The organism is Photobacterium sp. MCCC 1A19761 (genome assembly GCF_037389125.1).
Lineage (GTDB): Bacteria > Pseudomonadota > Gammaproteobacteria > Enterobacterales > Vibrionaceae > Photobacterium.
In genome coordinates this window covers 1-26,644 of sequence record NZ_JAZGTF010000048.1, presented here as the reverse complement: position 1 = coordinate 26,644, position 26,644 = coordinate 1, and the positions used below count along the sequence as shown (strand labels likewise).

General features: G+C 54.2%; 21 protein-coding genes. 11 read left to right on the top strand and 10 right to left on the bottom strand.

All coding sequences use genetic code 11. The annotated features are described in order from the left end of the window. The coding region (locus VV869_RS23990; RefSeq protein WP_337737476.1) for a LysR family transcriptional regulator at positions 1-513 on the bottom strand (513 nt) is incomplete at its 3' end. 114 nt (positions 514-627) lie between these two features. Between VV869_RS23990 and VV869_RS23985 the strand changes: the two genes are divergently transcribed. Further along, entirely contained in the window at positions 628-1,887 is a 1,260-nt protein-coding gene (locus VV869_RS23985; protein ID WP_337737475.1) for a D-amino acid dehydrogenase, read from the top strand. Between the two features lie 104 nt (positions 1,888-1,991). On the opposite strand, the gene VV869_RS23980 is transcribed toward VV869_RS23985, so the two are convergent. Then, entirely contained in the window at positions 1,992-2,192 is a 201-nt protein-coding gene (locus tag VV869_RS23980) for a hypothetical protein (RefSeq protein ID WP_337737474.1), read from the bottom strand. A 246-nt stretch (positions 2,193-2,438) separates the two neighbouring features. Here VV869_RS23980 and VV869_RS23975 point away from each other — a divergent pair, with 246 nt between their 5' ends. Beyond that, positions 2,439-2,996 (top strand): NAD/FAD-utilizing enzyme, encoded by a 558-nt coding sequence (locus tag VV869_RS23975; RefSeq protein ID WP_337737473.1) that lies wholly within the window; start codon positions 2,439-2,441, stop codon positions 2,994-2,996. A 190-nt stretch (positions 2,997-3,186) separates the two neighbouring features. Here the strand turns inward: VV869_RS23975 and VV869_RS23970 are convergent, their stop codons facing one another. The 5 genes from VV869_RS23970 to VV869_RS23950 are packed head-to-tail and all read right to left on the bottom strand — an operon-like array spanning position 3,187 to position 7,840. Then, positions 3,187-3,552, bottom strand: coding sequence for a cytochrome C oxidase subunit IV family protein (locus VV869_RS23970; RefSeq protein WP_337737472.1), 366 nt, complete (start codon positions 3,550-3,552; stop codon positions 3,187-3,189). A gap of 8 nt (positions 3,553-3,560) precedes the next feature. Continuing rightward, positions 3,561-4,250, bottom strand: coding sequence for a heme-copper oxidase subunit III family protein (locus tag VV869_RS23965; RefSeq protein WP_337737471.1), 690 nt, complete (start codon positions 4,248-4,250; stop codon positions 3,561-3,563). Between the two features lie 13 nt (positions 4,251-4,263). Continuing rightward, positions 4,264-4,881, bottom strand: coding sequence for a cytochrome c oxidase subunit 3 (locus tag VV869_RS23960; RefSeq protein ID WP_337737470.1), 618 nt, complete (start codon positions 4,879-4,881; stop codon positions 4,264-4,266). Then, positions 4,871-6,679 (bottom strand): cytochrome c oxidase subunit I, encoded by a 1,809-nt coding sequence (ctaD, locus tag VV869_RS23955; RefSeq protein WP_337737469.1) that lies wholly within the window; start codon positions 6,677-6,679, stop codon positions 4,871-4,873. The genes VV869_RS23960 and ctaD overlap by 11 nt, the downstream gene beginning before the upstream one ends. 57 nt (positions 6,680-6,736) lie before the next feature. Continuing rightward, a complete protein-coding gene (locus tag VV869_RS23950; RefSeq protein WP_337737468.1) occupies positions 6,737-7,840 on the bottom strand; it encodes a cytochrome c oxidase subunit II in 1,104 nt (367 codons plus the stop codon). 483 nt (positions 7,841-8,323) lie between these two features. Here VV869_RS23950 and VV869_RS23945 point away from each other — a divergent pair, with 483 nt between their 5' ends. Then, positions 8,324-9,238, top strand: coding sequence for a DUF808 domain-containing protein (locus VV869_RS23945; protein ID WP_337737467.1), 915 nt, complete (start codon positions 8,324-8,326; stop codon positions 9,236-9,238). Positions 9,239-9,369: 131 nt separating this feature from the next. After that, positions 9,370-10,002 carry a hypothetical protein gene (locus VV869_RS23940; protein WP_337737466.1) on the top strand — a complete coding sequence of 211 codons (633 nt, stop codon included), beginning with the start codon at positions 9,370-9,372 and terminating at the stop codon, positions 10,000-10,002. 134 nt (positions 10,003-10,136) lie between these two features. On the opposite strand, the gene VV869_RS23935 is transcribed toward VV869_RS23940, so the two are convergent. From VV869_RS23935 to VV869_RS23925, 3 genes are all read right to left on the bottom strand, one after another. Then, a complete protein-coding gene (locus VV869_RS23935; RefSeq protein ID WP_337737465.1) occupies positions 10,137-13,184 on the bottom strand; it encodes an EAL domain-containing protein in 3,048 nt (1,015 codons plus the stop codon). Between the two features lie 297 nt (positions 13,185-13,481). Continuing rightward, the gene (gene ptsG / locus VV869_RS23930; protein WP_337737464.1) at positions 13,482-14,870 is read right to left on the bottom strand and encodes a PTS glucose transporter subunit IIBC; all 1,389 of its coding nucleotides are present in this window, start codon (positions 14,868-14,870) and stop codon (positions 13,482-13,484) included. Positions 14,871-15,950: 1,080 nt separating this feature from the next. Further along, positions 15,951-16,676, bottom strand: coding sequence for a YebC/PmpR family DNA-binding transcriptional regulator (locus VV869_RS23925; protein ID WP_337737463.1), 726 nt, complete (start codon positions 16,674-16,676; stop codon positions 15,951-15,953). A gap of 636 nt (positions 16,677-17,312) precedes the next feature. On the opposite strand from VV869_RS23925, the gene VV869_RS23920 reads away from it, so the two are divergent. The 7 genes from VV869_RS23920 to VV869_RS23890 form a co-directional block, all read left to right on the top strand. Continuing rightward, positions 17,313-17,831 (top strand): GNAT family N-acetyltransferase, encoded by a 519-nt coding sequence (locus tag VV869_RS23920; RefSeq protein ID WP_337737462.1) that lies wholly within the window; start codon positions 17,313-17,315, stop codon positions 17,829-17,831. Between the two features lie 94 nt (positions 17,832-17,925). Beyond that, the gene (locus VV869_RS23915; protein ID WP_337737461.1) at positions 17,926-19,230 is read left to right on the top strand and encodes a hypothetical protein; all 1,305 of its coding nucleotides are present in this window, start codon (positions 17,926-17,928) and stop codon (positions 19,228-19,230) included. Continuing rightward, complete coding sequence (locus VV869_RS23910; protein ID WP_337737459.1) at positions 19,230-20,177, top strand: hypothetical protein; 948 nt, start codon at positions 19,230-19,232, stop codon at positions 20,175-20,177. Before VV869_RS23915 ends, VV869_RS23910 begins: the two co-directional genes overlap by 1 nt. Before the next feature lie 56 nt (positions 20,178-20,233). Next, positions 20,234-20,869, top strand: a complete 636-nt coding sequence (locus VV869_RS23905) for a phage tail protein (protein WP_337737458.1) — start codon at positions 20,234-20,236, stop codon at positions 20,867-20,869. A 50-nt stretch (positions 20,870-20,919) separates the two neighbouring features. Next, on the top strand, positions 20,920-21,552 hold the full coding sequence (locus VV869_RS23900; RefSeq protein ID WP_337737457.1) for a phage tail protein: 633 nt from the start codon (positions 20,920-20,922) through the stop codon (positions 21,550-21,552). 84 nt (positions 21,553-21,636) lie between these two features. Then, a complete protein-coding gene (locus tag VV869_RS23895; RefSeq protein WP_337737456.1) occupies positions 21,637-22,458 on the top strand; it encodes a sulfotransferase in 822 nt (273 codons plus the stop codon). A gap of 98 nt (positions 22,459-22,556) precedes the next feature. Next, on the top strand, positions 22,557-26,644 hold a 4,088-nt coding region (locus tag VV869_RS23890), incomplete at its 3' end, for a DUF4347 domain-containing protein (protein ID WP_337737455.1).

The following is a 26,644-nucleotide window of genomic DNA, read 5'->3' as shown; positions in this document are numbered from 1 at the left end:
CACCGGGAGTAAATATTCGCTCATCAGCAAGGTGCCGCTGGTATGCGGCTGACGGCAGTAATCGATCACCAGATCGACGCTGGTGTCCTGATGGTCCACCAGCGCGCCTTCGGCAAAGATCTGGATGTTGATTTCCGGATATTGCTGATAGAAATCCTGAAGTCTCGGCACCAGCCATTTGTAGGCAAAGGATGGCGTCAGCTTGAGCCGGACCTCGCCTTCCGGGTCCGGCTGTTGCAGCCGGGCCAGGGTGTCGCTGATGTCGCTGAGGCTCTGGCTGACCACCTGGTAGAGTTGCTGCCCCTTGTCGGTTAAACGAATGCCGCGGGAATGGCGTTCGAATAAAGTCAGGTTTAATTGTTGCTCCAATTGGCGGATCTGCTGACTGACCGCCCCGGTGGTGATATGCAGATGCTCGGCAGCCTGCGTGAAGCTGCCGTAGCGGGCCGCGATGTTGAAGGTCGCGAGGCCGGACAGGGTCGAACCGGCGAGAGGTGAGGTGGAGGACGACATTGCTTGCCTTTAGAAAAACTAAACACTGCTGCTAAATATTATCGATTGTTATGCAAATGTAAATCGCGCATTCTCCGCTTTATTCTCAAAACGAACAGATAAGGTAAGCCGTCGATGGAAGTGATTGTTTTAGGAAGTGGTGTGGTGGGACTCACCTCCGCCTGGTATCTCGCCAAGGCCGGTCATGACGTCACTGTGGTGGATCGTCAGCCGCGCAGCGCCGAGGAAACCAGCTTTGCCAATGCCGGACAGATCTCTTACGGCTATTCGTCCCCGTGGGCGGCCCCGGGTATTCCGGTCAAAGCGATGAAATGGCTGATGCAGAAACATGCACCGCTGAAGGTCAAACCTTCCGTCTCGCCGGAACTCTATCTGTGGGCAGCGAAAATGCTGGCCAACTGCAACCCCGATAAATACCAGATCAACAAGGCCCGAATGCTGCGGATTGCTAACTACAGCCGCGAGTGTCTGCTCGATCTGCGCCGGGAGCAGCAGGGCTTGAACTACGAAGGTCGCCAGCAGGGCACGTTGCAGGTGTTCCGCACCCATGCCCAGGTGGACGCGGTGGCCAAAGATATTCAGGTGCTGGCCGAGAGCGGCACCCGGTTTGAAGAGTTGGACGTCGCCGGTTGTATCGCCGCGGAGCCCGCGCTGGCGCAGGTGAAAGACAAAATTGTCGGTGGCTTGCGCCTGCCCGATGATGAAACCGGAGATTGCTACCTGTTCTGTCAGCAACTGACCGAGCTGGCCCAACAGGCCGGGGTGCGCTTTCTGTTCGAGACTCAGGTGACGAGCCTGAATCAGCAACACGGTAAAATTACCTCGATTTCAACCTCGGCCGGTGAATTGAAAGCCGATGCCTATGTGGTGGCGTTGGGAAGTTACTCGGCCGCTTTGCTGGCTCCGTTGGGGATGTCGATCCCGGTTTATCCGGTCAAAGGCTACTCGTTAACGATGCCGATTGCAGATGCTGCCGCAGCGCCGGTGTCCACGGTGATGGATGAGACCTATAAAGTGGCCATGACCCGGTTTGATGATCGGATCCGGGTGGCAGGCACGGCCGAGCTGGCCGGTTATGATTTCAGTCTGGCGGAGAAACGCAAGGCGACCATTGCCATGGTGATCCAGGATCTGTTCCCGAACGGTGGCGATATTGCCAAGGCTGAATACTGGAGTGGCCTGCGGCCGATGACGCCGGACGGCACGCCGGTGATCGGCAAAACAACATACACCAACCTGTTCACCAACACCGGTCACGGCACCTTGGGCTGGACGATGGCTTGCGGCTCTGCCCGGTTGCTGGCAGATATTGTCAGCGGCCAGGAGACGGATATCGATCCGGCCGGGCTGGATGTATTTCGCTACGCCGGTTGATCCTTCAGCCGGGCCGACTCTCCCAATGTTCGGCCCGGCATATTGCTCGGCCCGGCGCATTGCTCGGGCCTGCGGTGAGACAGCGTCGGCGGGCACTACTGAAATCAGCAGTTTCCTTTCTTCGCTTGTCCTGGCGGACAGAATGAGCCGTGGCTGCGGTGGTCGCGGTCGTGATCATGGCTGTCTTGTTGATCTGTGGTCGCCCGGATTTTCACCCCGTCCACTTCCCCTGCCACATGGGTCAGCTGACAACCGCCCAGTAAACTGGTGATAAGCAAAAGGCTGAAGACATTACGCTTTTTCATAACAGTCGAAGATTTCGTTAAAAACAGATCCGTCAATGATAGAGCAAGGCTCGGCGCGGGATGTTAGGAAAATGTCAGAGATTACTTTCTAGCCGAAATGAATTGCTGAAGCTGTAGTAAAATTGAAGTGTAAGCAGTGTTTTATGTTGTAAAGCATCTGTCAGTGTGCAAACGCTGTCATTGTTTGTGATCCAGGCGTTCAGGTCACCGAGTTCGGGGCCTGCACGGCCTTGTCAGGAGTCCATCATGAAGCGAGTGTTTTATATCAGCGATGACCTGGACGATCTTGAATTAGTGGAATATGAGCTGGAGCTCAGTGGGATCAGCCCGCCGCAAATTCATGTGTTGACCGACAAGGATGCCGACGTTTCAAGCCATCATCATCTTCATCCGGTGAAATCGTTTATGCGAAACGATATTGTCCACTCAACTGAAATCGGTGCGGTCATTGGTGTCGTGGCCGCCGTGCTTGTTCTGCTGATTGCGTATCTGTCCGGCGCGGTGGCGGCGGTCGGCTGGCTGCCGTTTATCATGCTGGCGATCGTGATGCTTGGGTTTATCACCTGGGAAGGTGGATTGTTCGGGATCCAGGAGTTGCACTATCAGTTTCGCCGCTTTAAACAGGTGCTGAGTTCCGGTCAACATGTGTTGATGGTGGATGTCGAGCCGAACCAGGAGCTCACCCTGGCTAATGTGACGCTGGCCCATGACAAACTGAAACCGGCCGGAACCGGCAAGGCGCCGCCGCACTGGCTAATCAGCCTGCAAAATCAATGGGCGAAAATGAAACGCACCATGCCTTAAACATGGCCTTTAACATGCCCTCAACTTCCCCGAGTTCAGCAGCCCCGTGATGGGGCTGCGACCCGTCGGATGAATTGAATGCCTCACGGATATGAGCCGTTATTCACAGTCCAAGCCGTTCTTCACAGATGCAAATCGTTCTTCACCGATCCAGGTTGCTCCGCTTTGATACACATGGGGCAGACGGTACTCAATGGCCACCTGTGGACGGCATAAACGGTGCGTCATGGAAGAACAGTTCCCGCAGCTGGAAAATATAATCGGCTTCACTGACCATCAGCGCGACCAGCACCAGCAGGACCAGCGGCGGCAGGAAAATGGTGTACACCAGTGCCAGTCGTTCCCACCGCATATGCATGAAAACGCTCACAATCAGTCCGGCTTTGAGGAACATGAAGATCAGAATCAGGCTCCAGCGCAGCAGGCCTGCCAGGTGGAAGTAGTCCACCAGGTATGACAGGGTACTGAGGAGGAACAACAGGCCCCAGATTTTGAAATACAGGCTGATCGGATGCTGTTGTTTGTGCTCGACTGAATCGGAATGTGACGGGTTCATAGGGCCTCCTACCACAAGTAGAAAAAGGCAAAGATAAAGACCCACACCAGGTCCACGAAGTGCCAGTAAAGCCCGGCGATTTCGACAATTTCGTAATTGCCGCGGCGTTCATAGTCACCGCGCCAGACTTTCGCGGCGACAATCAGCAGGTAAATCACGCCCACCGTGACATGCAGGCCGTGAAAGCCGGTAATCATAAAAAAGCTGGCGCCGAACTGGGCTGCACCGGCTTCATTCCCCCAGGGCCGGACACCTTCGGCGATCAGTTTGCTCCACTCAAAGGCCTGCATGCCAACAAAACTGGCGCCGAACAGGGCGGTGATCACCATCAGCAGGGCCGCCTGGTTGCGCTTGCGCCGGTAACCGGCATTGACCGCCATTGCCATGGTGCCGCTGCTGCTGATCAGGATGAAGGTCATGATCGCGATCAGGATCAGCGGGATACTCTGTCCGCCGATGGTCAGGGCGAAGACCTCACTGGGATTCGGCCAGGGGGTGGTGGTGGTGATCCGCACCGACATATAGCCGGTCAGAAAGCAGCCGAAGATAAAAATATCACTGAGCAGGAACAGCCACATCATGGCCTTGAAGGGCGAAATCGGATAGACCGCCCGGTCGGCTGAGAAGTCGTTGACGATGCTTGCCCATTGTCCGGTTTGGGTGGTGCTTTCCCCGCGACGGGGCGAAGAAGAGTTCATGGTGGTGTACCTCTTATGTCAGCCGGAACAGACCCAGTAAAAATAACCAGATCAGCAACAAGAAGTGCCAGTAACGGGCACATAAGCGCAGCGACGGGTAGAGTGCGTCGCCGTGACGGGTACCGGCGTGATAGATCACCCAGCCGAGGGCAACAAGCCCGCCCAGCACATGCACGCCGTGCAGCCCGGTGAGCAGGTAGAAAAAACTGTTGGCCGGGTTTTGCCCGACCCGGATGTTCAGGGCGAGCAGCTGCTGCCAGACCCAGAGTTGGGCCAGCACGAATCCCAGCGTCAGGCTGACCGCCAGTTGCAGCAGCGAACGGCAGGCTTGCAGTGACGGCAGCAGTGCGGCTTTGCGGCAGCACAGGTGCAGCGTAACGCAGCTCAGCACCAGCAATAGGGTACTGACGCCGAGTTGCCACGGCTCGCTCATCGGTTGCCAGTCGTTGAGGTTCATCCGGATCCGGTAGGCGACGGTGAACAGGAAAAACATCACGGTGATCACCGCCATCAGCAGCCATACCCCGGCGGAAGCGGGTGCCCGCTGGATGGGCGGGGTAAAGGCCCGATCGCCGTCCGGGCTCAGGGTAGGAATCGCCCGGTCGGGGACGGTGCGGGGCTCAGACTTCATCGCGGCCGCTCCTTAAATCAGTTTGGGACATTGGCCCGGGGTCCGGTGCTGCCCCGGTGTTGTCGGCTTCGGTATCCGGTTGCGGAGCATCCGGCGGGGTGGTTTGCGGAATGTAATCTTCTGCGTGTCCCGGCACGCTGAAATCGTATGCCCAGCGATATACCACCGGCAGGTGCTCGCCCCAGTTGCCGTGTTTCGGCGGTGTGTCCGGTGTCAGCCATTCCAGCGATGTTGCCCGCCATGGGTTGGCCGAGGCTTTCTGGCCGTGCCTGAGGCTCCAGGCCAGATTGAACAGGAACATCAGCTGCGCGGCACCGACAATCAGCGCGGCGATGGTGATCAAGGCATTGAGGGTCTGGGCCGATTCGGGAATAAAGCTGTAGTTTTCATAGGCGTAGTAGCGCCGTGGCATGCCCAGAATCCCCAGATAGTGCATCGGGAAGTAAATCGCATAGGTGCCGAGGAAGGTGACCCAGAAGTGGATATGGCCCATCGCCGAGTTCAGCATCCGGCCGGTGATCTTCGGATACCAGTGATAAATTCCACCGAAAATCACCAGGATCGGCGACACGCCCATCACCATATGAAAGTGAGCAATCACAAAATAGGTGTCGGAGAGCGGAATATCGACCACCACGTTGCCGAGGAACAGCCCGGTCAGGCCGCCGATGATAAAGGTGCTGATAAAGGCGATGGCAAACAACATCGGCAGGCTGAGGTGGATATCACCGCGCCACAGGGTGAACAGCCAATTGTAGACCTTAATGGCTGTCGGGACGGCAATGATCAGGGTGGTGGTGGCAAAGAAGAAGCCGAAATACGGATTCATGCCGCTGACGTACATATGGTGCGCCCAGACGATAAAGCTCAGGGCGGCGATGCCGACAATGGCCCAGACCATCATCTTGTAGCCGAAGATGTTCTTGCGGGCATGGATGCTGATCAGATCCGACACAATGCCGAAGGCGGGCAGGGCGACGATATACACTTCCGGGTGGCCGAAGAACCAGAACAGGTGCTGGAACAGGATCGGGCTGCCCCCGCCGTAATCGGCCTGCTGACCCATCGACATGATCGCCGGCATGAAAAAGCTCGAACCCAGCAGCTTGTCAAACAGCATCATGACCGCGCTGACCAGCAGGGCCGGGAATGCCAGCAGGGCCATAATCGAGGCGGTGAAGATCCCCCATACCGTCAGCGGCATTCGCAGCAGGGTCATCCCTTCGGCGCGGGCCTGCAACACGGTGGTGACATAATTGAGGCCCCCCATGGTGGCGGCGACAATAAATACCGCCAGTGAGATCAGCATTAGCACGATCCCCCAGTCGGTGCCGGGGGTGCCGGGCAGAATGGCCTGCGGCGGGTATAGGGTCCAGCCGGCACCGGTCGGGCCGCCGCTGACAAAAAAACTCGCGACCAGGATCAGTGAGGCCAGCAGATAAAACCAGTAGCTGAGCATGTTGAGGAAAGGAAACACCATATCCCGCGCGCCGACCATCAGCGGGATCAGGTAGTTGCCGAACCCGCCGAGAAACAGGGCGGTGAGCAGATACACCACCATGATCATCCCGTGCAGGGTCAGGGACTGGTAGTAGGTTTCCGGGTCAATGAACTCAAACACGCCGGGAAAGCCAAGTTGCAGCCGCATCAGCCAGGAGAGCACCAGAGCAATCAGACCCATGGCGATGGCGGTGAGTGAGTACTGAATCGCAATCACCTTGTGATCCTGGCTCCAGATATATTTGGTCCAGAATGACCGGGGATGGTCGCCGTGCTGCGACCCTGCATAACCTGACATCGTCTCTCCCTTCTCTTTTTTGTTAGTCAGCCCTTACTTTATGTATCTGTACCGGCTTTACGGGGCTGAGACTGCTTTGATGTACGCGATCAGCGCGGCGACCTCCTGCTCGCTGAACTGGTAGACCGGCATAATGGCCGGATAGCCTTTGACGACTTCGACATTGGCATTGAGGATGGCGCGGCGCAGGTAGGCATCATCCACCTGGATCTGAGTGTCATCGGAGAGGGTTTCGGTTTTACCGTATAACCCGAGCCAAGTCGGGCCGACCCCGGGCTTGCCATCGATACTGTGACAAGCGATGCAGCCATTGACTTGTGACAGGGTTTTGCCGAGGCTGACCAAATCTGTGGTCTCCCCGGCTTCCGGCGGGCGCTGGGTATCGGCAAAGGTCGGCTGGACGGCCAGCCAGGCACCGAAGGCGGCATCATCTTCGACCACCACCCGGCCGCGCATGTTGAAATGGCCAACACCGCACAGTTCGGCGCACAGAATGTCGAACGTGCCGCGGCGGGTCGGGGTGAGCCAGAAATGGCTGACGGTGCCCGGTACTAAATCCATCTTGGCGCGAAACTGCGGGACGTTGAAATCGTGTAGCACGTCTTTCGAGCGCAGCAGAACTTTGTAGGGGGTGAACAGCGGCAGGTGTAGTTCAGGACTGAGGATCACCTTGTCATCGGCAGCGGCCGGATCGTCCGGGTCCAGGCCGAGCGGGTTGGTCGGGCTGACAAAACGGATATCGCTTTGGCCCAGTTGCTCGTCCTGACCCGGGAAGCGAAAGCTCCACTTCCATTGCTCCCCGACCACTTCGACGAATTTGGCATCTTCCGGAACGCTGACAAACTTACCGTACACCACCAGGCCCGGGGCCAGCAGCGCGGCAATGCCAATTGCGGTGAGGCCGAACAGCCAGCTTTCGAGTTTCTTGCTTTCCGGCTGGTAGTGGGATTTGCGTCCCGGCTGGTGGCGATAGCGGATCACCAGCCAGGCAATCAGCAAATTAATCCCGATGAAAAATGCCCCGGTGATCACGATGGTCAGGGTGAAGGCATCGTCAATTTCACCCCAGTTTGAAGCCGCCGGTGTCAGCCACCACGGACTGTAGAAGTGAAAAAGGACCGAGACAATCACAATGAGAATCAAGGCAATGGCAATAGCCATAAGCGCAACACCTTCGCGTCGTTGCGTCCCTGATAAATCCCGAAGTCAAATTGTTCCCGCAGGGAATCCCGAAAGGCGGTCGGCACCCAGGCCCCTGTGCAAATGACCTGCGTTGTCGCCGCAATGTTTGCTGAATCAATGTTTGTTGAATCAATGCTTGCTCAATCGAGCTTGAATTGTTCTGTCTGAATCATAACTGAGCTTAGCGGAGGAATACCCGGCACGCGAGTTATGCGGTTGTTTTCTGTTCTGTTGTCTGAGTTTTGAGGATCGTGGCACGTTTGTTTGATGCAGGCTCACGTTTGTTTGATTCGGGATCAGCCGGTCCGGTATTTCCGATTGCAACATGAGTGCTTCTGGGTGCATAGTCTGAGAAAGTATACCTTTCAGGCCCCAATTCCGGGGATCGAAAGACCTATACTGTGCCTGATAGTTTGGTGTCTGATAGTTATATGTCTGATCGTTGTTCACGAGGAGTACGTTTTGGCTGGCGCGAGTTTGTTAACCTTGCTAGATGATATTGCCACGGTGCTGGATGATGTGGCGGTGATGAGTAAAGTCGCCGCACGCAAGACCGCGGGGGTGCTCGGGGATGATTTGGCGCTCAATGCCCAGCAGGTCGCAGGAGTTCGGGCTGAGCGGGAGATCCCGGTGGTGTGGGCGGTGGCCAAAGGGTCGCTGCGTAATAAGTGCATTCTGGTCCCGGCAGCGTTGTTGATCAGTGCGATCGCGCCCTGGCTGATCACGCCTTTGCTGTTGCTCGGGGGGCTTTACCTGTGCTTTGAAGGGGCGGAGAAAATTGCCGAAAAGTGGCTGCACTCTCCCCGGCCTGAGGAAAATGCCCTGCTGGATGAGCTGGCTCAGGCGGAGCAGCCGGAGGACATCGTGGCCTTTGAGCAGCAGAAAATCCGGGGGGCGATCCGCACTGACTTTATTCTGTCGGCCGAGATCATCGTGATTGCGTTGGGAACGGTGCAGGAAGCCAGCTTTTCGACCCAGGTGCTGGTGGTCAGTGTGATTGCCTTGCTGATGACCATCGGCGTTTATGGGCTGGTGGCGGCGATTGTGAAGCTTGATGATTTGGGACTCTGGTTGGTTAAAGGCAGCCAGGGGCGTTCGGTACGCCATGTAGTGGGCCGCGGCCTGATCAATGCCGCCCCGTACCTGATGAAAGTGCTGGCCGTCGTCGGCACCGCGGCGATGTTCCTGGTCGGTGGCGGGATCATTATGCACAGCATTCCGCATGCTCATGTTTGGGTCGAGCACCTCGCCGAACAACTTGTCACGTTGCCGGGGGCTGGCTGGCTCCTGCCGGCACTGATGAATGCCGGGGCAGGTTTGCTCGCCGGTGCCCTGGTTTTGGCCGGGGTCTCGATGGGCAAACGGCTTGCCAGCTAGCTCGGGATCGCTTTGGTGTCTTGTTGAACAACTGATCCGCGCAGGCAAGTTGCAGACGGCAGAAGCTGGTATTGTGGCAGCCAATGCGATTAAGATAGCAGTTTATATCGTTGATCTCAGAGAAAACAGACATGAATAAACTTCTGCTGACAGCCGCCCTGGCCTCGATGCTGTGGGTGTCGGGGGCGAACGCGACGGAGGCGCAAGCCGGGCAGGCATCTCCAGCGAAAGCGCTTGCAGAAACAACGGCGCCGGTGGTGTTTCAGGAGATCCCGGAGTTGATGGCTCAATTTGAATCAGCGCCGGTCTATCGCAAAAAAGCGCTGACGCTGGGCCGTTTGCCACAGCGTCGCGAGCTGGATCGGGTGCTGCCGACCTTCGTTGCCGATGAGAACGGCAAACCGGTGCTGGAAACGGAAAACACGGTGACCAATGTGGTGGTCATTGCCCGTCATCCCGTGCCGGTCAGCGGGGCGGTCTACAACGAGTGGCTGGTCCCGATGGAAACCTGGATCGAGATCTACGGTGCCCTGCCTCAGAGTGCGGAGTTCGAACCGTTTCAACGGGTGAAAACGATCAAGGCGATCCCGGTGACGGACGAAGTGCTGCTGCTCTTGGGGAGCCGGGATGGTGAGGCAGCCCAGATCGCCGTGGACTGGAACGAGCAGGGCATGACCGTTTACAAAGGCGGTTACCTGACGGATGGCGGCTACGGGATTGCCCCGCACGAGATGGCACAATTCTACGAGCGGGTAGAAGAGTGATCCGGATGGATTGATGTGGCAGTTCTACGACGCCAACTGATATAAAAACCCCGGGCCGGTTGGTCCGGGGTTTTTTGTGCTTGCCCTCGCAAAAGCACTTGTACCGGTCGGGGCTGGAGATATTTTCTGCGCCGTTATTCAGTCAGCACATCCTGGGCCTGGCTTGCCTGAATCTGCTGTTTAAACGCTTCGGCGGTCAGGGCCATGGAATACAGCACCCCCTGGCCGTAGTCACATCCTGCATTGGCCAGCAGGTTCCGCTGGCCTTCGGTTTCGATCCCTTCGGCAACCACTTCCAGGCCCAGCTTGTGAGCCATCACGATAATGGCTTCGCACACGGCCATGTCATCGGAGTCGGCACTCAGGTTACGCACGAAGGACTGGTCAATCTTGATATTGTCGACATCAAACTTCTTGATATACGAGAGCGAGGAATAACCGGTGCCGAAGTCATCCAGCGCCACCAGGATCCCGGCATCCCGGAAGGCCAGCAGCTTCTCGGTGACAGTTTGGCTGGCATCGAGCAGCAGGCCTTCGGTGATCTCAATGGTGATGGCCCGGCCGGGCAACCCGAGCGCATGGAGATGTGCAATCCAGCTATGGATATCATTCCCTTGCTCACGAAACTGGAGCGGGGACTTATTGATACTGATCTGGAACTCCGGATGGAAATCACGGCGCCAGATGGCGACCTGCTGTGCCGCTTGGCGGAATACCCAGTCCCCCAGTTCAACGATCATCCCGGTTTCCTCGGCAATCGGAATAAACTCAGCCGGGCCGATATAGCCGAGCTCCGGATGCTTCCAGCGCAGCAGTGCCTCGGCTTTGATGATTTCCCCGGTCCGTAAATTGACGATCGGTTGGTAGTGTAGTTCCAGCTGGTCGCTGCCGAGCGCCTGACGCAATTCATTGCCCAGCCGACGGCGGTATAAAGCTTCTTCCTGCATCGAGGCGGTAAAGTAACGATAGCTGTTGCGGCCTTGCCCTTTGGCAGCGTACATCGCCTGATCGGCGTTTTTCAGCAGGGTGTCGGCGTCGGTGCCGTCTTCCGGGAACAATGTGATGCCGATACTGGGCGAAATGTAGATGGTTTCCACATCAATGTGGAAAGGCTTGGCAAACTGGGCCAGGATGCGCTGGGACACATGCTCGGCGCCGCGGGCATGCTTTTGCCCGCTCAGGATCACGGTAAACTCGTCGCCGCCGAGCCGCGAGACAGTATCGGTTTCCTTCACGCAGTGTTGCAGTCGCTTGGCAACGGCCTTGAGCAGCTCGTCGCCGACATGGTGGCCAAGGGTGTCGTTGACCTCCTTGAAATGATCCAGGTCGAGGAACAGCAGGGCCAGTTGCTCGCCGTGGTGGTGCGCTTTGCGTTGCTCCTGCTCTAACTGGCTCAGGAACATATGGCGGTTCGGCAAGCCGGTCAGGGCATCGAAGTTAGCCTGACTCCAGATGATCTGATCTGACTTTTTCTTCTCGGTAATATCAGAAAATTGCGCCACCCGACGCTGGACCGAGCCGTCTGGGTTGTAGATGGAGTTGATGCTCAGCCAGGCGGTATAGGTGGTGCCGTTCTTGCGGCACTGGTCAATTTCGCCTTGCCAGCAGCCGGTCGAATACAGGGTATCGACCAGATGGTCGAAAATGTCGCGGTCCTGATGACGGGAAACCAGGATCTTCGGGCTCTTGCCTTTCACTTCATCGGGCTGATAACCGGTCATCGCGGTAAACGCCGGGTTGGTATCGATGATCTGACCGTGGCTGTTGGTCACCACCATGGCTTCATGGCAGTTCTGGTACACCATCGAGGCCAGCTGCATCGATGCTTCCGCCTCCTTGCGCTGGGTGATGTCGGTTTGGGTTCCGCACATGCGCAGGGGGCTGCCGTCCTCGCTGAAGTTGACGACTTTGGCGCAGTCGAGGATCCACTTGTAATGCCCGCGCTTGGTTAGGACCCGGTACTCGATTTTATGCTGCGGGGTACGGCCTTCCAGATGGTCGGTCAGGGACTGGCGCACCAGCGGGCGATCGTCGGGGTGGATCCGGTCAAACCAGAACTGGCTGTCACGGTTCATCTCTTCGGGGGCCGCTTCCAGGATTTCCGCCCAGCGTTCGTTGCTCTGAATAGCATTGGTTTGAATATTCCAGTCCCAGTAACCCAGATCACTCCCGGTCAGTACCGAGGCCAACTGCTCTTTCTTTGCCCGCAGCTGTGCTTCCGCCTCTTTGCTTTCGGTGGTATCGATGATCCCCGCAATGAAGAACTGGATATCATCCCCGACTCGGTAGCAGGCGATGGTCATATGGGCATACAGCAGTTCGCCGTTTTTGCGGATAAAACGCTTGTCCATGCTGTAACCCTGAATTTGGTCTTCGAGCATGGCTTGGTACTGCGCCAGGTCCGCTTCCAGATCGTCCGGGTGGGTGATATCGACCCAGCTCTGTAACAGCAGTTCTTTCTCGCTGTAGCCCAGCATGTCGCACAGGCGTGGGTTGACCCGCAGCCAGTGTTTGTCCGGGTGGGTGATGGCGATCCCGATATTGCCTAAATCGAATTGGGAGCGGAACAGGAACTCGTTCTCGCGCAGGGCCTCCGCCGTTTCATCCCGTTGGAGCCGCCGGGTAAACAGCATGCCCAGCGCTACGGTGATCACCGGGTAAATCAGCAGGACCGGAAACGTGATACTGGCCAGCACCTGACGGGCGACTTCCCAGGGCAGGGTCAGCATCAGGCCGAGCATCGCTAAGTGAACGACGACTCCGAACAAGTACAGCTCCCGCACCGTGAGCTCGCTTAACGGCCGTCGCCGTAGGTAGTGCCAGGCGATGCCGAGGCAACCGGAAGCCCAAATCACGGAGATCCCGGTCAGCGCCGCCGTACCGCCTTGCAGGTAGCGCAGGCTTCCGGTGATCAGCATGGCAATCGTGGCCGGAATCGCCCCGAAAAACAGCCCGGAAATGCTCAGGAGCACCGAGCGGGTATCGAAAATGATCCCCGGTGTATACTCCCAGGGCGTCAGCATGATCACCATGCCGATGGCCCCCAGGGCCAGGCCGGTAAACAACTGTCGGACAGGATTGAGGGAAGGATGGCCACGCCCGGCTGCAATATCGTAGATAATGATCATGGCCAGCAGCAGGGCAGCGTTGTAGACCAGATCAAGAATGTTGGCGTGATTCATGCCAATAGGAGTCTCTTTTTACTCAGAATAAGTATATCTGCACGGTGAGTGCATGCTTATGTCTAATATAACAACTAAGTATCATGGTGCATATATTGGGCGAGGGTGTTGGCTCAAAAGTGTGAGTTGGTAATTGACGTGCCGCTCGTTGATAGGTTGCTCTGGATTTCAGGGCAGTGCGGGATGCATTGGTAGGGAAGTGAGCTGCCGGCCCACCACTCCGGGGCTAGCGCAGAGCAAAAAAAAACCGGGCTGTTCAGCCCGGTTTGCAGTGAGTGATCTTTGGAATCAGCCGGATTACGCCAGTGCTTCCATTTGACCTTTGATGATTTCGGAGTGCGTTCCGAAGACTGCCTGGAAGTTATCGCCTTTGGCGAAGACACCGGCTGCACCCAGCTCTTTCAGACGCTCGGAGTTCACTTTTGAGCCATCGTGAACGGTGACACGCAGACGAGTGATACACGCTTCCAGATCTTTGATGTTGGCTTTGCCACCGAAGGCTTCGGTGATGTCTTTCGCCAGGCCGTCAGAAGTGGTGTTCACGTCAGCCGTTGCTTCTTTTTCGTCCTCACGACCCACTGTTTTCAGGTTCAGGGCTTTAATCAGCGCGGTGAAGACCAGGAAGTAAATCGCCGCGTAAACCAGACCGATGACCGGAAGCAGCCAGCCGTTGGTGGAGTGACCGAACAGCAGGGTGAAGTCAAACAGACCGTGGCTGAAAGTTGTGCCGTGTTTGATGCCCAGCAGAATCATTACCACAAATGCAGAGCCGGCCAGCAGTGCGTGTGCAACATACAGAATCGGTGCAACGAACATGAACGCGAATTCGATTGGTTCGGTGATACCGGTCAGGAATGAAGTCAGTGCCGCAGAGCCCAGGATTGAAGCAACTTTCAGTTTGTTCTCAGGTTTGGCAGTGACATACATCGCCAGACATGCTGCAGGCAGACCGAACATTTTGAACATGTAGCCGCCAGCCAGGTTACCGGCCGTTGGGTCACCCGCCAGGTAGCGAGGGATTTCACCGCGAACCACTTCACCGGCAGCTGTCGTGAACTCACCGACTTCGTAGAAGAATGGTGCGTTCCAGATGTGGTGCAGGCCGAATGGGATCAGCGAACGCTCAACAAGACCGTAGATACCGAATGCAACTTCCGGAGACTGGTATGCCGCCCACTCAGAGAAGGACTGAATACCGGCACCGATTGGCTGCCAGACAATCGCCAGGATCGCTGCCACCACACAGGCTGCCAGGGACGTGACAATCGGGACGAAGCGTTTACCGCCGAAGAAGCCCAGGTAAGTCGGTAGCTGGATAGAATGGTATTTATTAAACAGCTGTGCAGCAACCAGACCCATAATCACACCGCCGAATACACCGGTATCGGTGCCTTCAGCAACCACACCCAGAACGCGGGTCATGGTCAGATAACCCAGTGCGGCAGCCAAGGCAGCAACACCGTCGTTCTTAGTAAAGCCCAGAGCAACACCGATGGCGAACAACAAGGCCATGTTGGCAAATACACCCAGACCGGCTTCGGTCATCACCTGTGCCACCACATCAGGCAGGAATTTTGCCACTTCAGCGTTACCGCCAATACCCAACAGGATACCTGCCGCCGGCATACAGGCGACTGGCAGCATGAGGCTGCGCCCCATTTTTTGCATCGTACTAAACACGTTCATTTGAACCCCCATTCATGATGAACATTAGATTGAGATATGTTGTGGACGTGAAAATCAAGCCGCACGGAACCTGCCTGCCAGAATAATATTCAGACCGGAACATGAGGTGGATATCTATTTCATCGCCATTCGAATTGCTTGGTTGAATAGCGAATCAAAATAAAATGATGATCACGTCGTATTAAATTTCGAATACTTTTAAAATCGTTATTTGTCGTTGATTGGAATTATATTATTCAGCTCTCCAATTCACGGTATTCATCATAAGTCAGATTCATGATTATTTACGCGTGATGCGTCACACTGGACGTAACATAGTGTAACTTATAGTTTCTTTAGGTAACGAAATAACGAGCCACTGTTAGCCTTCTGTAACGTCATCAGGCTTTGCTACAGTGATGAACTTCACATTTTTTGTGGTGTCGTGATTTTATTAGTTATATTTCAATGGCTTGTATTCTTGTGAGGGATGATAACTTTGTTACGTTCAGCGTGTAACGTTACATTGAACACCCTTGCCGCCGGAGGATTTTTGAGCCCCGAATAAAAACGGGTAAAGTATGGCTGTAATATATGACGAGATCATAACACGGTGCTGCTGCTCATTATTTTTATCGCGTGTATTTGAAATGTTAAATGATATCGGATGCGCTGTAAAATTAGTTTAATATAATTATCAGTAGCGTCATATGATTTCCTCAGTCTCTCTAAAATCATAATATCGACAATCGTTATTTTTTCAGACAGGAATAAAACCACGACAACCACTGCAATTCAATTGATGTCATTGGCTTCGGAACACCATTCAACGATGCCCAGCAACCGGCCGAGCCGGTGCAAAGGCTTCGATTCACGTAGCAGGCGTACGGAAATGCGGAAATGAAGGTTATTCGGGAGATGCGGTTGCATTATCGCGGTGCCGACGCGCTATTCTTGTGCAGAGTGCAGAGTGCAGAGTGCAGAGTGCAGAGTGCAGAGTGCAGAGTGCAATGAACGGTGACGCAAGAGGGGGAAAGTAAGAAGGAAGAACATCATCCGCCTGTTTGGCAGGCGGATGAGGGGAACAAAGCGAAGTTTTGCTTATTCGGCAGGCAGTTCAGCGTTGTGATAAACGTTCTGGACGTCGTCACAATCGTTCAGCGCATCAAGGAATTTCTCGAATGCCGCGACATCATCACCTTCAATCGGGGTCATGGTTTGCGGAACGAAAGAAATCTCTTCAACGTCCAGTTTTACATCCGGCATGGTGGCAGCCAGCGCGTTTTTCACTTTGAAGAATTCAGTGTGCGGGGCAAAGACGGTAATCACGCCTTCTTCGCACTCGATGTCAGCAACATCGACATCTTCCATCATCAGGTTTTCCAGCACGGCTTCTTCATCGTCACCGGCAAACTGGAATACAGCCTGGTGCTCGAACATGTGGCCAACGGCACCCGGCGCACCGATTTTCGCATTGTTTTTCACGAATGCCTGGCGCACGTCCATATAGGTACGGTTATTGTTATCGGTCAGACAGTCCACGATCACCATGGTGTTCCCCGGGCCGAACCCTTCGTAACGCGCAGTTGCAAAGTCTTCACCGCCGCCGCCTTTCGCCTTGTCGATCGCTTTATCGATCACGTGGCCAGGAACCTGATCTTTTTTCGCTTTTTCCATCAGGCGGCGTAATGACAGGTTGCTGTCAGGGTCAATACCACCATTCTTGGCACAGACGTAAATCTCTTTACCGTACTTTGAATAGACTTTGATCTTGGCGCCCTGGGTTTTTGCCATTGACATTTTACGGACTTCAAAACTGCGTCCCATAGGAATCACTCTCTTCTTGATATTTGGGATTTTGTTGAAAGCCGATATTACCAGTTTGTCGGTAAAGATGGCTAGCAGGTTTTCGTTGAGAGGTGGCAGCGGGGATGGAAGCCGGCAGATTCAGGCCTTCAAGTACATCCGATAGGAGATCCATCCCGAGTATATTCACCTTTGGTATATGCCAAATCTTCTGCGCTGGGATTCAATACTTACTGTGATCTTGCTCCCAATGTGATCGGTATTGCAGATATATCAATCAATAACCATTCAAATCAAAAATGAATTGCCTGTGAAAGTTGATGAACTAACATTGTATGCATAGTTGTGCTTGGTTGTCGGTGTTTGCAAGCAAGGCATGCCAAAGCATCGACCCCCGTCACGTCGTGGTGCTGTTTGATTTGTTGTGCTTTTTATGGGGGCCCACGGCACAGACTGGCTCACGGACGTCAACTTGATGTGGTTTCAGACTGGTAAGTCTGCGCTTCGTGTAATGCCGTGTAATACAACGACGCCGCCAGAAATGATAGAAACTCCGCTAAGCAATGAAAAGGTCAATAAGTTGGGATTGAACGGTGTCAGGTTTGGAGATGGCCTGTCTGTTTCAAACGAAAACCCAAACCTGAAGGATGAAGTGCAATGGAACGTGATGTGCCTGAAACAAAACAACAACGGAGTCTCCGCGGGAGTCTGGCGTTGCGTCCAATCCGAAAATCCGACCAGCGCTTTTTACGCGACTTGTATTGTACTTCCAGAGACTACGAGATGAGCCAGGTTGATTTGTCAGAGAGTCAGAAAAAGGCTTTTCTGCGTCAGCAGTTTGCGCTTCAGACAAAACATTACGACAAAGTTTATCGTGAGGCTGAACTGCAGATCATCATGAAAGACGGGCAGCCGATAGGCAGGCTTTACGCAGATTACAACGCTCAAGCGAACCAGTTTCATCTTATCGATATCACTTTGCTTAGGGAGTACCGCGGGCTTGGCATCGGTCGTTATTTAATTGAAGGATTAAAAGCCAGAGCAGCCTCGGCAAATGCCTCCTTGTCCCTATACGTGCATTCTTTCAATCCCGCACTCAAATTTTATCAGGGGCTTGGTTTCGTGCAACGACGCAACGAACACGGACAGCTTTATTTACAATGGCTTAATCCATAAATTTGCTCGAGCTGTGCATTTTTATTCTGTGAAAACTTTGGTAAAGAAGCTGCCTGCTCGAAAGTTGGCGGCATCAATGAAGACAAAGGTAGCTATGACTCAAAAACATGATCACTTCGAACATACCCATGCGCCAGTGCTGGATAGAGAAGAAGATTTGCTGGCAGGTTCATTGCGTGCCGGTATGCTCAACCAGTTGTTAAGAGAACAATTGGCGCCAGCCCAGGTGAAGACTGAATCGATGGCTGTGGGTGAGTCGAAAACCACGACACAGGCGATGACTTTGCGGTCTGCCACCGTCAATGCGGTCGATGAAATTCTGAACGCAGCGAGCTTTGATCGAACATTGCTGCACGACAAACTCAGCCAACTGTTTCATCAGCAAAAAGCGGTGTACGAAGATACCGACATTGAGCCGGCCTTGCGTAAACGCCAGTACATTACTCATTGCGGCCTGGTGATGTCGCCGGATAACTGTATTACCACACAGTTAGATGATTTACGGGTACGTGCCTTTGTCCGAGCCGTTGACCAGGCAATCACGGCCATGGCGGGTGAAAAAGACGGGCCTGTGCATGTGGTCTACCCGGCCTGCGGACCTTTTGCCCCCTTGTTGATGCCACTGTTGGGATATTACGCGGACCGCCGCCTGTTCAGCCCACAACAGCTGAAAGTCACCTTGATCGACATGCAGCCGGGAGCGTTTGCAACGCTCGAGGCGCTGGCCGAGCAGATGGGGGTGAAGGGCTATATCCGTCAGAACTTATGCATCGATGCGTTGCGTTACGACCCCGGTGAGTTGCCCGTGGATATCGTCGTGCTGGAAGCCATGCAGCATGGCTTCAGCCGTGAAGGGCAGCTCTCCATTGCGCGCCATTTTGCGCAGTTGTTATCACCTGAAGGCGTGATGCTGCCCCAGCAGATCCGTATCACCGCAGCGTTGAATAATCCCAACCGTGAATATATTGCGCAGTGGCAGGATGCCAAATGGGTCTCCAAAGAAGACAGCTCGCCGCAGGTGATGGCTGAACGCACGGAGCTTGGCGAAGTCGCCTGCATCAATCGTCACAGTCTGCGCAATTGTGTCGAACGCGTGTTGGATAAACACACGACGCTGCTTGAATTCGGCAAGGTTCAGATCCCACCGTTGCCAGAAGATTTGCCGGAGCAGGTGTTGTTGATGTGCACTGAAATTCAAGTCTACGGAGATGAGTGGGTGCGGGAATATGATTCCGGCATTACCCATCCGTTGCCGGACCAGCAAGTGTGCGTCAATTTTACGCCACGTGAGGCGCGCCCCGGCGATCTGTTGGTTAAAAGCGGCGATACCCTGCAATTTTTCTATCGTCTGAACGGCTTGCCTGGCTTTCTGGCCACTTTGGCACCGGAGGTGTCGTGATGAGCAGTATGCCTTTGAACGTTGCTTTGTTTATTGCTCAACCGGCCGCCATGCCCTGCCTCAATGCGTTGTTGCAGCAAGGACGCTTGGCCGGGGTGGTATTGCCGCCGGAGCAGGATAGGTTCTTGCAGCAGCTGGAGCAGGGCCTCAATCATCAGCAAGTGCCGTGCGTGCGCCTGAGTTACGGGGACGAGCAACAGGTTGTCGAAACACTGCAGGCATGGGAAAGCGACCTGATTGTGTCATTTGGTTTCAGTGGCGACGTGCCTGTGCCATTCCTGGAAGCGACGACCTTGGGTTACTACAACCTGTTGTTCGCAGACCCCGCGCAATACCGTGGCATATTGCCGCTGTACTGGCAGATCCGTGACGGTGCAATCCAGGGCCAAGTCGTGCTGCAAAAAGTAGCGCTGCAAGAGGCTGTGGCGACACACGACGGAGCGAATATAGCGGCGTTCTGCGAGTATGACATCGCTCCTCTGGATACTTACAAATTGGTGGAAAACAAAGCGGCCAACACAGCGGCACAATGTGTTTCCGATTTCGTTCAACACGTGGTCAGCGGCAAGGTGATTGAGTCACTGCCAAGTCATGGTGAAGGCAGAGGCTGCGCCATGCCTGATGAGCAGGCGCTGACTGTGAACTTTACTGCTATGGGTGCCAGGCAAATAGTCGACATGGCCAGGGCCGGTAATCCGGTATTCAACGGTTGTGTGATTCGGTTGGGCCAGACCCCGCTGAGCTTGTTGCAGGCCACAGTGGTTAACTACCCGACCTATGGGGTGCCTCCCGGGACGATTTGTCATAGCGGGGAGCCGGACGGGGTGATTGTGGCGACGGTAGACGGCGCGGTGCGACTGGATGTGATTGCCAACATGGACGGAATCTTCAGCGCCGGCGCCTTTGCAGAACGGTTTCAAATTAGCGCAGGGATGGCTTTTTCGTGACTACCTGCAATGTGCTAACCGCGGCGGGAGTGTCGCGTCAATAGGGGAATATCAAGATGGCAGAACCATTTATCGGCCAGGTTGACCTGTTTGGGTTTAACTTTGTGCCGGAACACTGGGGGCAGTGTGACGGCAGCATGATTCCGATCGACGACAACCAAGCGCTTTACGCCTTACTGGGTACGGCATACGGTGGCGATGGCCGCAGTACTTTTGCCTTGCCCGATCTCAGAGGGAAGGTGGCGGTCGGCTGGGGTCAGTACCCCGGTAGCCGGTTTGACTGGGATATGGGTGATCAGAGGGGATCTGAAACTCAGACCCTAACGACGCAACAGTTACCTAAGCACAGTCATTCCGCAAGTTTTAGTTATACCCTTGCGAGCGTCAGCGTGATCTTACAGGCCACAACCGAAGAGGGGGACAGTGCAACGCCTTCCGCAGGTGCTTATTTGGCTCAGACGAAAGCGCCGCAAGGTGGGCGTGACAAACCCGAGTTTATCTATAAGTCCAGCCCGGCCTCCGGAACCACGGTCCCGCTGGGTGGTGTTGAGGTTGCCGGGGCCGTTGTCCCCACGGGGAGAAGCGTCACATTGTTCAATACCGGCGGCAGCCAGCCATTTAGTATTTTACAAGCGGGTTTGGTCGTCAATTATTGCATCGCATTGCAAGGCTTGTTTCCGTCACGAAGCTAAGGCGACAAGAGGTCGTGTTAGTTACTTAACAACAGAAAAGGATTCAGAACATGGCAGATCCATTCATCGGTGAAATTCGGTTGTTCGGTTTTAATTTTAATCCCAGAGGTTGGTATTTTTGTTCCGGCGCTCTATTGACGATAGCAACTGAGACGACACTGTTTTCGTTACTGGGTACCCAATATGGCGGCGACGGCCGGGTCACTTTCGGCCTGCCCGATTTACGTGGGCGCGTGCCCATGAGCAAAGGTCGCCATCCAGGCAGCTATTTCGATTGGCGGATGGGCCAGCAAGGGGGGAGTGAAGCACACACACTAACCATTTTAGAGATGCCTCAGCACAGCCATAGCGCGACTTTTCAGGCCACAGGTGCTTCCGCTCCAACGGTGACGCTCGAAGCCACTTATGAGCCGGGTAACGAGTCGTTACCCTCGGAAGAGGCCTACCTTGCAGCGTCGACCGCGCCCAGCGGCGGGGCAGATAAAAATGAGTTGATCTACAAAACCAGTCCCGGTCAAGACAGTTTAGTGGAGCTTGGCGGCGTTAATGTCACCGGCGGCAGCGTATCAGGTATTGTCACCGTCAACGCCAATGGCGGCGGCAACCCGTTCAACATCATGCAACCAACGCTTGCCCTGAATTACTGCATTGCGCAAGTGGGTACTTACCCACCCCGAGGTTAATGGCTTCAGGCAAATTGTGCGGGTGGCAGACAGTCTTTCAGGGCTTTTGCCGCCAGCACCCAATCAACAAGGAAAAGTGAAATAATGGCTGGATACCAGTTCATATCAGGATTGCCCCGCTCAGGTTCAACTTTGCTGGCCGGTATCCTCAGGCAAAACCCCTTATTTCATGCCGGGATGTCCAGCCCGGTGGCAGGACTGGTGGGCGGTTGTCTGGAGCAGATGGGAGCCGGCAGCGAGTTCTACACCTTTTTTGATGAGCAGAAACGCAAGCGGATTTGCAATGCTTTATTCGATGCGTATTACCAGGACCAGTCGGCGTATGAAGTTATTTTTGATACCAACAGGCTATGGACGGCGCGTTTGCACCAGCTCGATGCGCTTTTCGGCGAAGTTAAGGTGATTTGCTGCGTCCGCAATCCCGCTTGGGTATTAGACAGCTTTGAGTTGATTTACCGGAAAAATCCGCTCGAATACAGCCGTATGTATAACCCTCAAACGCGACAAACGGTGTATTCCCGCTGCGAATCGTTGATGGCCGGATCTGGTGTCGTCGGCAGCGCCTGGGCCGCGTTGAAAGAGGCTTATTATGGTGAACATTCAGCCCGCTTGTTGTTGATTGATTACGATATTTTGGCGCAATACCCGCAGCGCACCATGCAACTGCTCTATCAGTTCCTCGGCTATCCGGCCTACAGTCATGATTTCGACAATGTTGACTATCAAGCCAATGAGTTTGATCTGCAGTTGGGTGCCAAAGGGCTGCACGATGTGAAACGGAAAGTGGCGTTTCACCCGAGAACAAGCATTTTACCGCCCGACTTGTTTAAGAAATACAGCGAAATGGCGTTTTGGGAGGACACCAGTGGTACGGCTGCCAGCCTGATTGCCCCGAAACGGGAATAACGAGATCTATAAATAAGAGATGACTTACTTTGAGGGAACAGCCTCAATTTCTTCAGCAAGATTAGCAATAACATTAAAAGACGGAGCAGGATGTCCACATGAACAGGTACTTACTTAACTCGATCACCGCGGCTATGATCCCCTTGGGATGGAGCGCTGCTTCAGCCCAACCGGTTGGTACCTATGCTTATATTGGCAGCAGAAACCGGAGTGCTGAGACGAATTACTGTTCCAATGTTCAACTCCCGTCTCAGCCAGCCGTGACAGACCTTGCTTCGCTTCGCACAGTCGACAGCCAACCAGAACCTTCTGCCATTTTCACCGGGACGCCCAATACAAACAAAATATCCCTGCACACCGTGAACCCAAATGAGCTTGCGTTAACTCGCAGCGGTAAGGTCAGCGAGCTGATTATTATCGATGCTGCAGTGCCTGATAAACACCTGTTCTATAAGAGCCTAAAAAATAATGTAGAAATTAAGGAGATCAATAGCCAACAGGATGGGTTAACACAGCTCAAAGACATCCTGTCAGATTATACTGGCCTGGATGCGTTGCATATTGTCTCACACGCCGATGACGGAATCGTTCATCTGGGGAATAGTCAAATAACAACGCAGCGACTGCAAGAAGAAGTCAATGTTTTTTCATCCCTGGATCATGCTCTGAAAGATGGGGGAGACGTATTATTCTACGGGTGTAACCTGGCCCAAACGCAAAAAGGGGAGGCGCTACTAGAGCTGATTTCGAATCATAGCCATGTCGATGTCGCAGCATCGAATGATTTCACCGGGAATCTGGAAAGCAATGCAGACTGGCAGTTGGAGATCACCAAAGGTGATGTGACGACGCCAACCCCGTTCGATGCCTTGACCCTGAAAGACTTTACCTCTGTCTTGGCGGAAGAAACTTACGTTGCCAATAATTTTAACGGTAGTTCTGCTAATAAGCTAATTTCTAGTGATGGTGACTTGTATATCACAGCTCATGACGGCAATAATGATCCAATCAGTGTATACGTATATGCAGATAGCATAATTAATCAAGGGTTTGTCGACAGTACTGGTTCAATTACGATTAGTGCCAATGGAACCAGTATCAATAGCTTTCAATTGACCAAGCTCTATGGCACGACTTATGCGAATAATTCAGTCAGTTGCTCTGTGTCCGCTACCGGGTATTATGATAGTGGGAGCAAATTATCAACGAGTACTAGCATTGTTGGAGACAATTCGCTTTCTGGTAAAAATGTTGATGTAACTTCACTCTCTAATTTAGATCTCACCAAGGTGAAATTACAAATTGACTGTGCAGGTGGTGAGGCTGGTTATTTTGGTATAACACAATTTTCTGTTGATAATAAAAAAACACCAAGTTCAAACAGCGCACCCACTGATATTAACTTAAATACCAGTGCTATTAATCAAAGCGCCACGGCTCCCGGAGCTGATGTCGGCACCTTGTCGACGGTCGACAGTGATGGCGGGGATAGTCACAGTTATGCTTTGGTCAGCTCAGGCTCTTCTGGAAATGGCAGTTGTAGCAGCAATGACGGTGACAATGCCAGTTTTCAGATTAATGGCAGCACTCTAGAGACGAGTGGCAGTCTCAATGCCGGGAGTTACAAGGTTTGTATTCAAACCAACGATAATACAACGACGTTTGAAAAAAACTTCACTATCTCAGTGAATGACGACGTCAAGCCAACCATTACGTCGGTCACGATTCCAAACTCGCCCTACAAAGTCGGCGATACGGTCACCGCTACGATTACCGTCAGCTCAGATACCGATGATTATACCACGGGCAGCGGTGGGATTGGCGGCACCATCAATGGCTATAACTTAGGTAGCCTAACGAGAACCAGCGACACGACTTATACAGCCCAGTTTACTATTTCGGATGGCGGCACCGATGTCGCTGCCGGGTCTGATATCGCGGTGAACCTGACTTTAACCGATTCCAGCGGCAATACGAGTGACGCGTTTACTACGGCAATCAGCCAGGTCAGTGATGTCATTTATGCGAACAAACCAACCATTTCGCTGGCCGCAGATACCAATACCATCAACGAAGATGGCGGGGTCAGCACCCTCACGGCCTCCCTTGCAAATAGCCTCAATAATCAGTGGCCTGAAGATATTACAGTGAATCTGTCGTATTCGGGCACTGCTACGGTGACATCTGATTACACCCGATCCAGCAGTATTGTGATTGCTGCCGGAAACAGCAGCGGGACAGCATCGGTGACGGGCGTGGCCGATACCTTATATGATGCGGCCAGCGCAGAAACGGTGATCGTGGATATCGATTCTGTCTCGGTTGGCACTGAAAACGGCACTCAGCGGCAGACTATTTCAATTACTGATGCTGAAACTGCACCAGCTGTATCTCTGTCCGTGGGCTCAAGTACGGTGGCTGAAGCCAGAGGCACTGCCAGTATCACGGCAACATTGGATCATGCGACCTATGAAGATGTCACGGTTGGTCTGAGCTATTCGGGTACCGCGACCAGCGGTCTGGATTTTGACACCCCAAGTAATAGCATTACGATTGCGGCAGGCGCGACATCGGGCAATGCCAGTACGGGGATTACCGCAAAAGACGATGGCGACGAGGAAGGCTCTGAAACGATTCTGATTGATGTCAGCAGTGTTGCCGGGGGTGGTGCTTCTGAAAATGGCGCTCAGCGACAGACCATCACGATCAGTGATGATGATGATACAACCCAACCTGTGATAGCCAGCGTCTCTGTGCCTGCCGATAATACTTATGTTGCGGGGCAATCACTCAGTTTTACCGTTCATACCGATGAGATCGTGACTGTCAGCGGCTCGCCCAGTCTGACGCTGGATATTGGCGGGACAACGAAGTCTGCGGTCTATGCGTCGGGTTCAGGTTCGCAGGCGTTGGTCTTTACTTATTCCGTTGAAACTGACCTGGTCGATGATGATGGTATCTCGGTCACAGCCTTGAGCATGAATGCGGACGAGATCCAGGACGCGGCAGGGAATGACTTAAATGTTGCACTCAATTCAGTTGGTTCGTTGACGAATGTGCGGGTCGATAGTGTGTCACCAACGGTAACAGGAGTGAGTGCCAGTACGGCTGATGGTCAATACAATGCAGGAGATACGATTGCCCTCACGGTTAGTTTTGACGAAGCGGTAACAGTAACAGGTTCACCGCGGCTATTGCTGGAAACAGGAAACACCGATCGCTATGCGATCTATACCTCGGGCTCTGGGAGTACGGCATTAGTCTTTGAGTATTTGGTGCAGGAGGGTGATACCGCCAGCGATCTGGATTATACCGGCACAACGGCGTTGGAGCTTAACAGCGGTACCATTAAGGACAGCAATGGCAATGCGGCAGATTTGACGCTGGCATCACCGGGTTCAGCCAATAGTCTGGGTGCCAATAAGGCGATTGTGATTGATACCACCCAGCCGACAGTGACCACCTTCAGTGCCTCGGATACCGCGCTGAAAGCGGGTGAAACCGCCACCATCACCATTGAGCTGAGCGAAGCGAGCAGTAACTTCAACGCCGGTGATATCACGGTGACGGGCGGCAGCCTGTCAGGCTTCACAGCCAATAGCGGCACGAACTATACCGCGACCTTCACCCCGAGCGCAGATAGCGAAACCAATGCGACGCTGGATATCAACGCGGGCGTCTTCACCGATGCGGCAGGCAATAGCAACGCCGCGGCAACCCAGCTCAGCATCAATGTCGACACCCAGAAACCGAGTGGCCACAGCGTCGCCTTTGGCGATACGCTGTATAGCGACGCCGAGAAAAGCAGCGCCTCGTTTAGCTTTACTGGCGCGGAAATCGGTGCCACCTTTATCTATGCCATCGACAGCGCCAATGGCGGCGGTCCGGTTATTGACACGGGCACGATTACGTCGGCGACTCAGCAGGTCAGCGGTATCGACCTGAGCAATTTAAACGACGGCACCCTGTCCCTGTCAGTGGTGCTGACCGACACCGCAGGCAATGCGGCATCGGAAGTCACGGCGAACAGTGCGCTGGATACCACAGTGCCGAGCGGCCATAGCGTGGCGCTGAATGACACCAGCTATAACGGCTCGGAAGCCGGGTCGGCCAGTTTCACCTTCAGCGGCGCGGAAATCGGTGCCAACTATAGCTACGTTCTGAGCAGCAGTAACGGCGGCGCGGA

What these genes read in the sequence shown, in the direction of transcription:
- VV869_RS23985 (WP_337737475.1), top strand. Translation starts at nt 628, where the DNA reads ATGGAAGTGATTGTTTTAGGAAGTGGTGTGGTGGGACTCACCTCCGCC.
- VV869_RS23980 (WP_337737474.1), bottom strand. Translation starts at nt 2,192, where the DNA reads ATGAAAAAGCGTAATGTCTTCAGCCTTTTGCTTATCACCAGTTTACTG.
- VV869_RS23975 (WP_337737473.1), top strand. Translation starts at nt 2,439, where the DNA reads ATGAAGCGAGTGTTTTATATCAGCGATGACCTGGACGATCTTGAATTA.
- VV869_RS23970 (WP_337737472.1), bottom strand. Translation starts at nt 3,552, where the DNA reads ATGAACCCGTCACATTCCGATTCAGTCGAGCACAAACAACAGCATCCG.
- VV869_RS23965 (WP_337737471.1), bottom strand. Translation starts at nt 4,250, where the DNA reads ATGAACTCTTCTTCGCCCCGTCGCGGGGAAAGCACCACCCAAACCGGA.
- VV869_RS23960 (WP_337737470.1), bottom strand. Translation starts at nt 4,881, where the DNA reads ATGAAGTCTGAGCCCCGCACCGTCCCCGACCGGGCGATTCCTACCCTG.
- ctaD (WP_337737469.1), bottom strand. Translation starts at nt 6,679, where the DNA reads ATGTCAGGTTATGCAGGGTCGCAGCACGGCGACCATCCCCGGTCATTC.
- VV869_RS23950 (WP_337737468.1), bottom strand. Translation starts at nt 7,840, where the DNA reads ATGGCTATTGCCATTGCCTTGATTCTCATTGTGATTGTCTCGGTCCTT.
- VV869_RS23940 (WP_337737466.1), top strand. Translation starts at nt 9,370, where the DNA reads ATGAATAAACTTCTGCTGACAGCCGCCCTGGCCTCGATGCTGTGGGTG.
- VV869_RS23935 (WP_337737465.1), bottom strand. Translation starts at nt 13,184, where the DNA reads ATGAATCACGCCAACATTCTTGATCTGGTCTACAACGCTGCCCTGCTG.
- ptsG (WP_337737464.1), bottom strand. Translation starts at nt 14,870, where the DNA reads ATGAACGTGTTTAGTACGATGCAAAAAATGGGGCGCAGCCTCATGCTG.
- VV869_RS23925 (WP_337737463.1), bottom strand. Translation starts at nt 16,676, where the DNA reads ATGGGACGCAGTTTTGAAGTCCGTAAAATGTCAATGGCAAAAACCCAG.
- VV869_RS23920 (WP_337737462.1), top strand. Translation starts at nt 17,313, where the DNA reads ATGGAACGTGATGTGCCTGAAACAAAACAACAACGGAGTCTCCGCGGG.
- VV869_RS23915 (WP_337737461.1), top strand. Translation starts at nt 17,926, where the DNA reads ATGACTCAAAAACATGATCACTTCGAACATACCCATGCGCCAGTGCTG.
- VV869_RS23910 (WP_337737459.1), top strand. Translation starts at nt 19,230, where the DNA reads ATGAGCAGTATGCCTTTGAACGTTGCTTTGTTTATTGCTCAACCGGCC.
- VV869_RS23905 (WP_337737458.1), top strand. Translation starts at nt 20,234, where the DNA reads ATGGCAGAACCATTTATCGGCCAGGTTGACCTGTTTGGGTTTAACTTT.
- VV869_RS23900 (WP_337737457.1), top strand. Translation starts at nt 20,920, where the DNA reads ATGGCAGATCCATTCATCGGTGAAATTCGGTTGTTCGGTTTTAATTTT.
- VV869_RS23895 (WP_337737456.1), top strand. Translation starts at nt 21,637, where the DNA reads ATGGCTGGATACCAGTTCATATCAGGATTGCCCCGCTCAGGTTCAACT.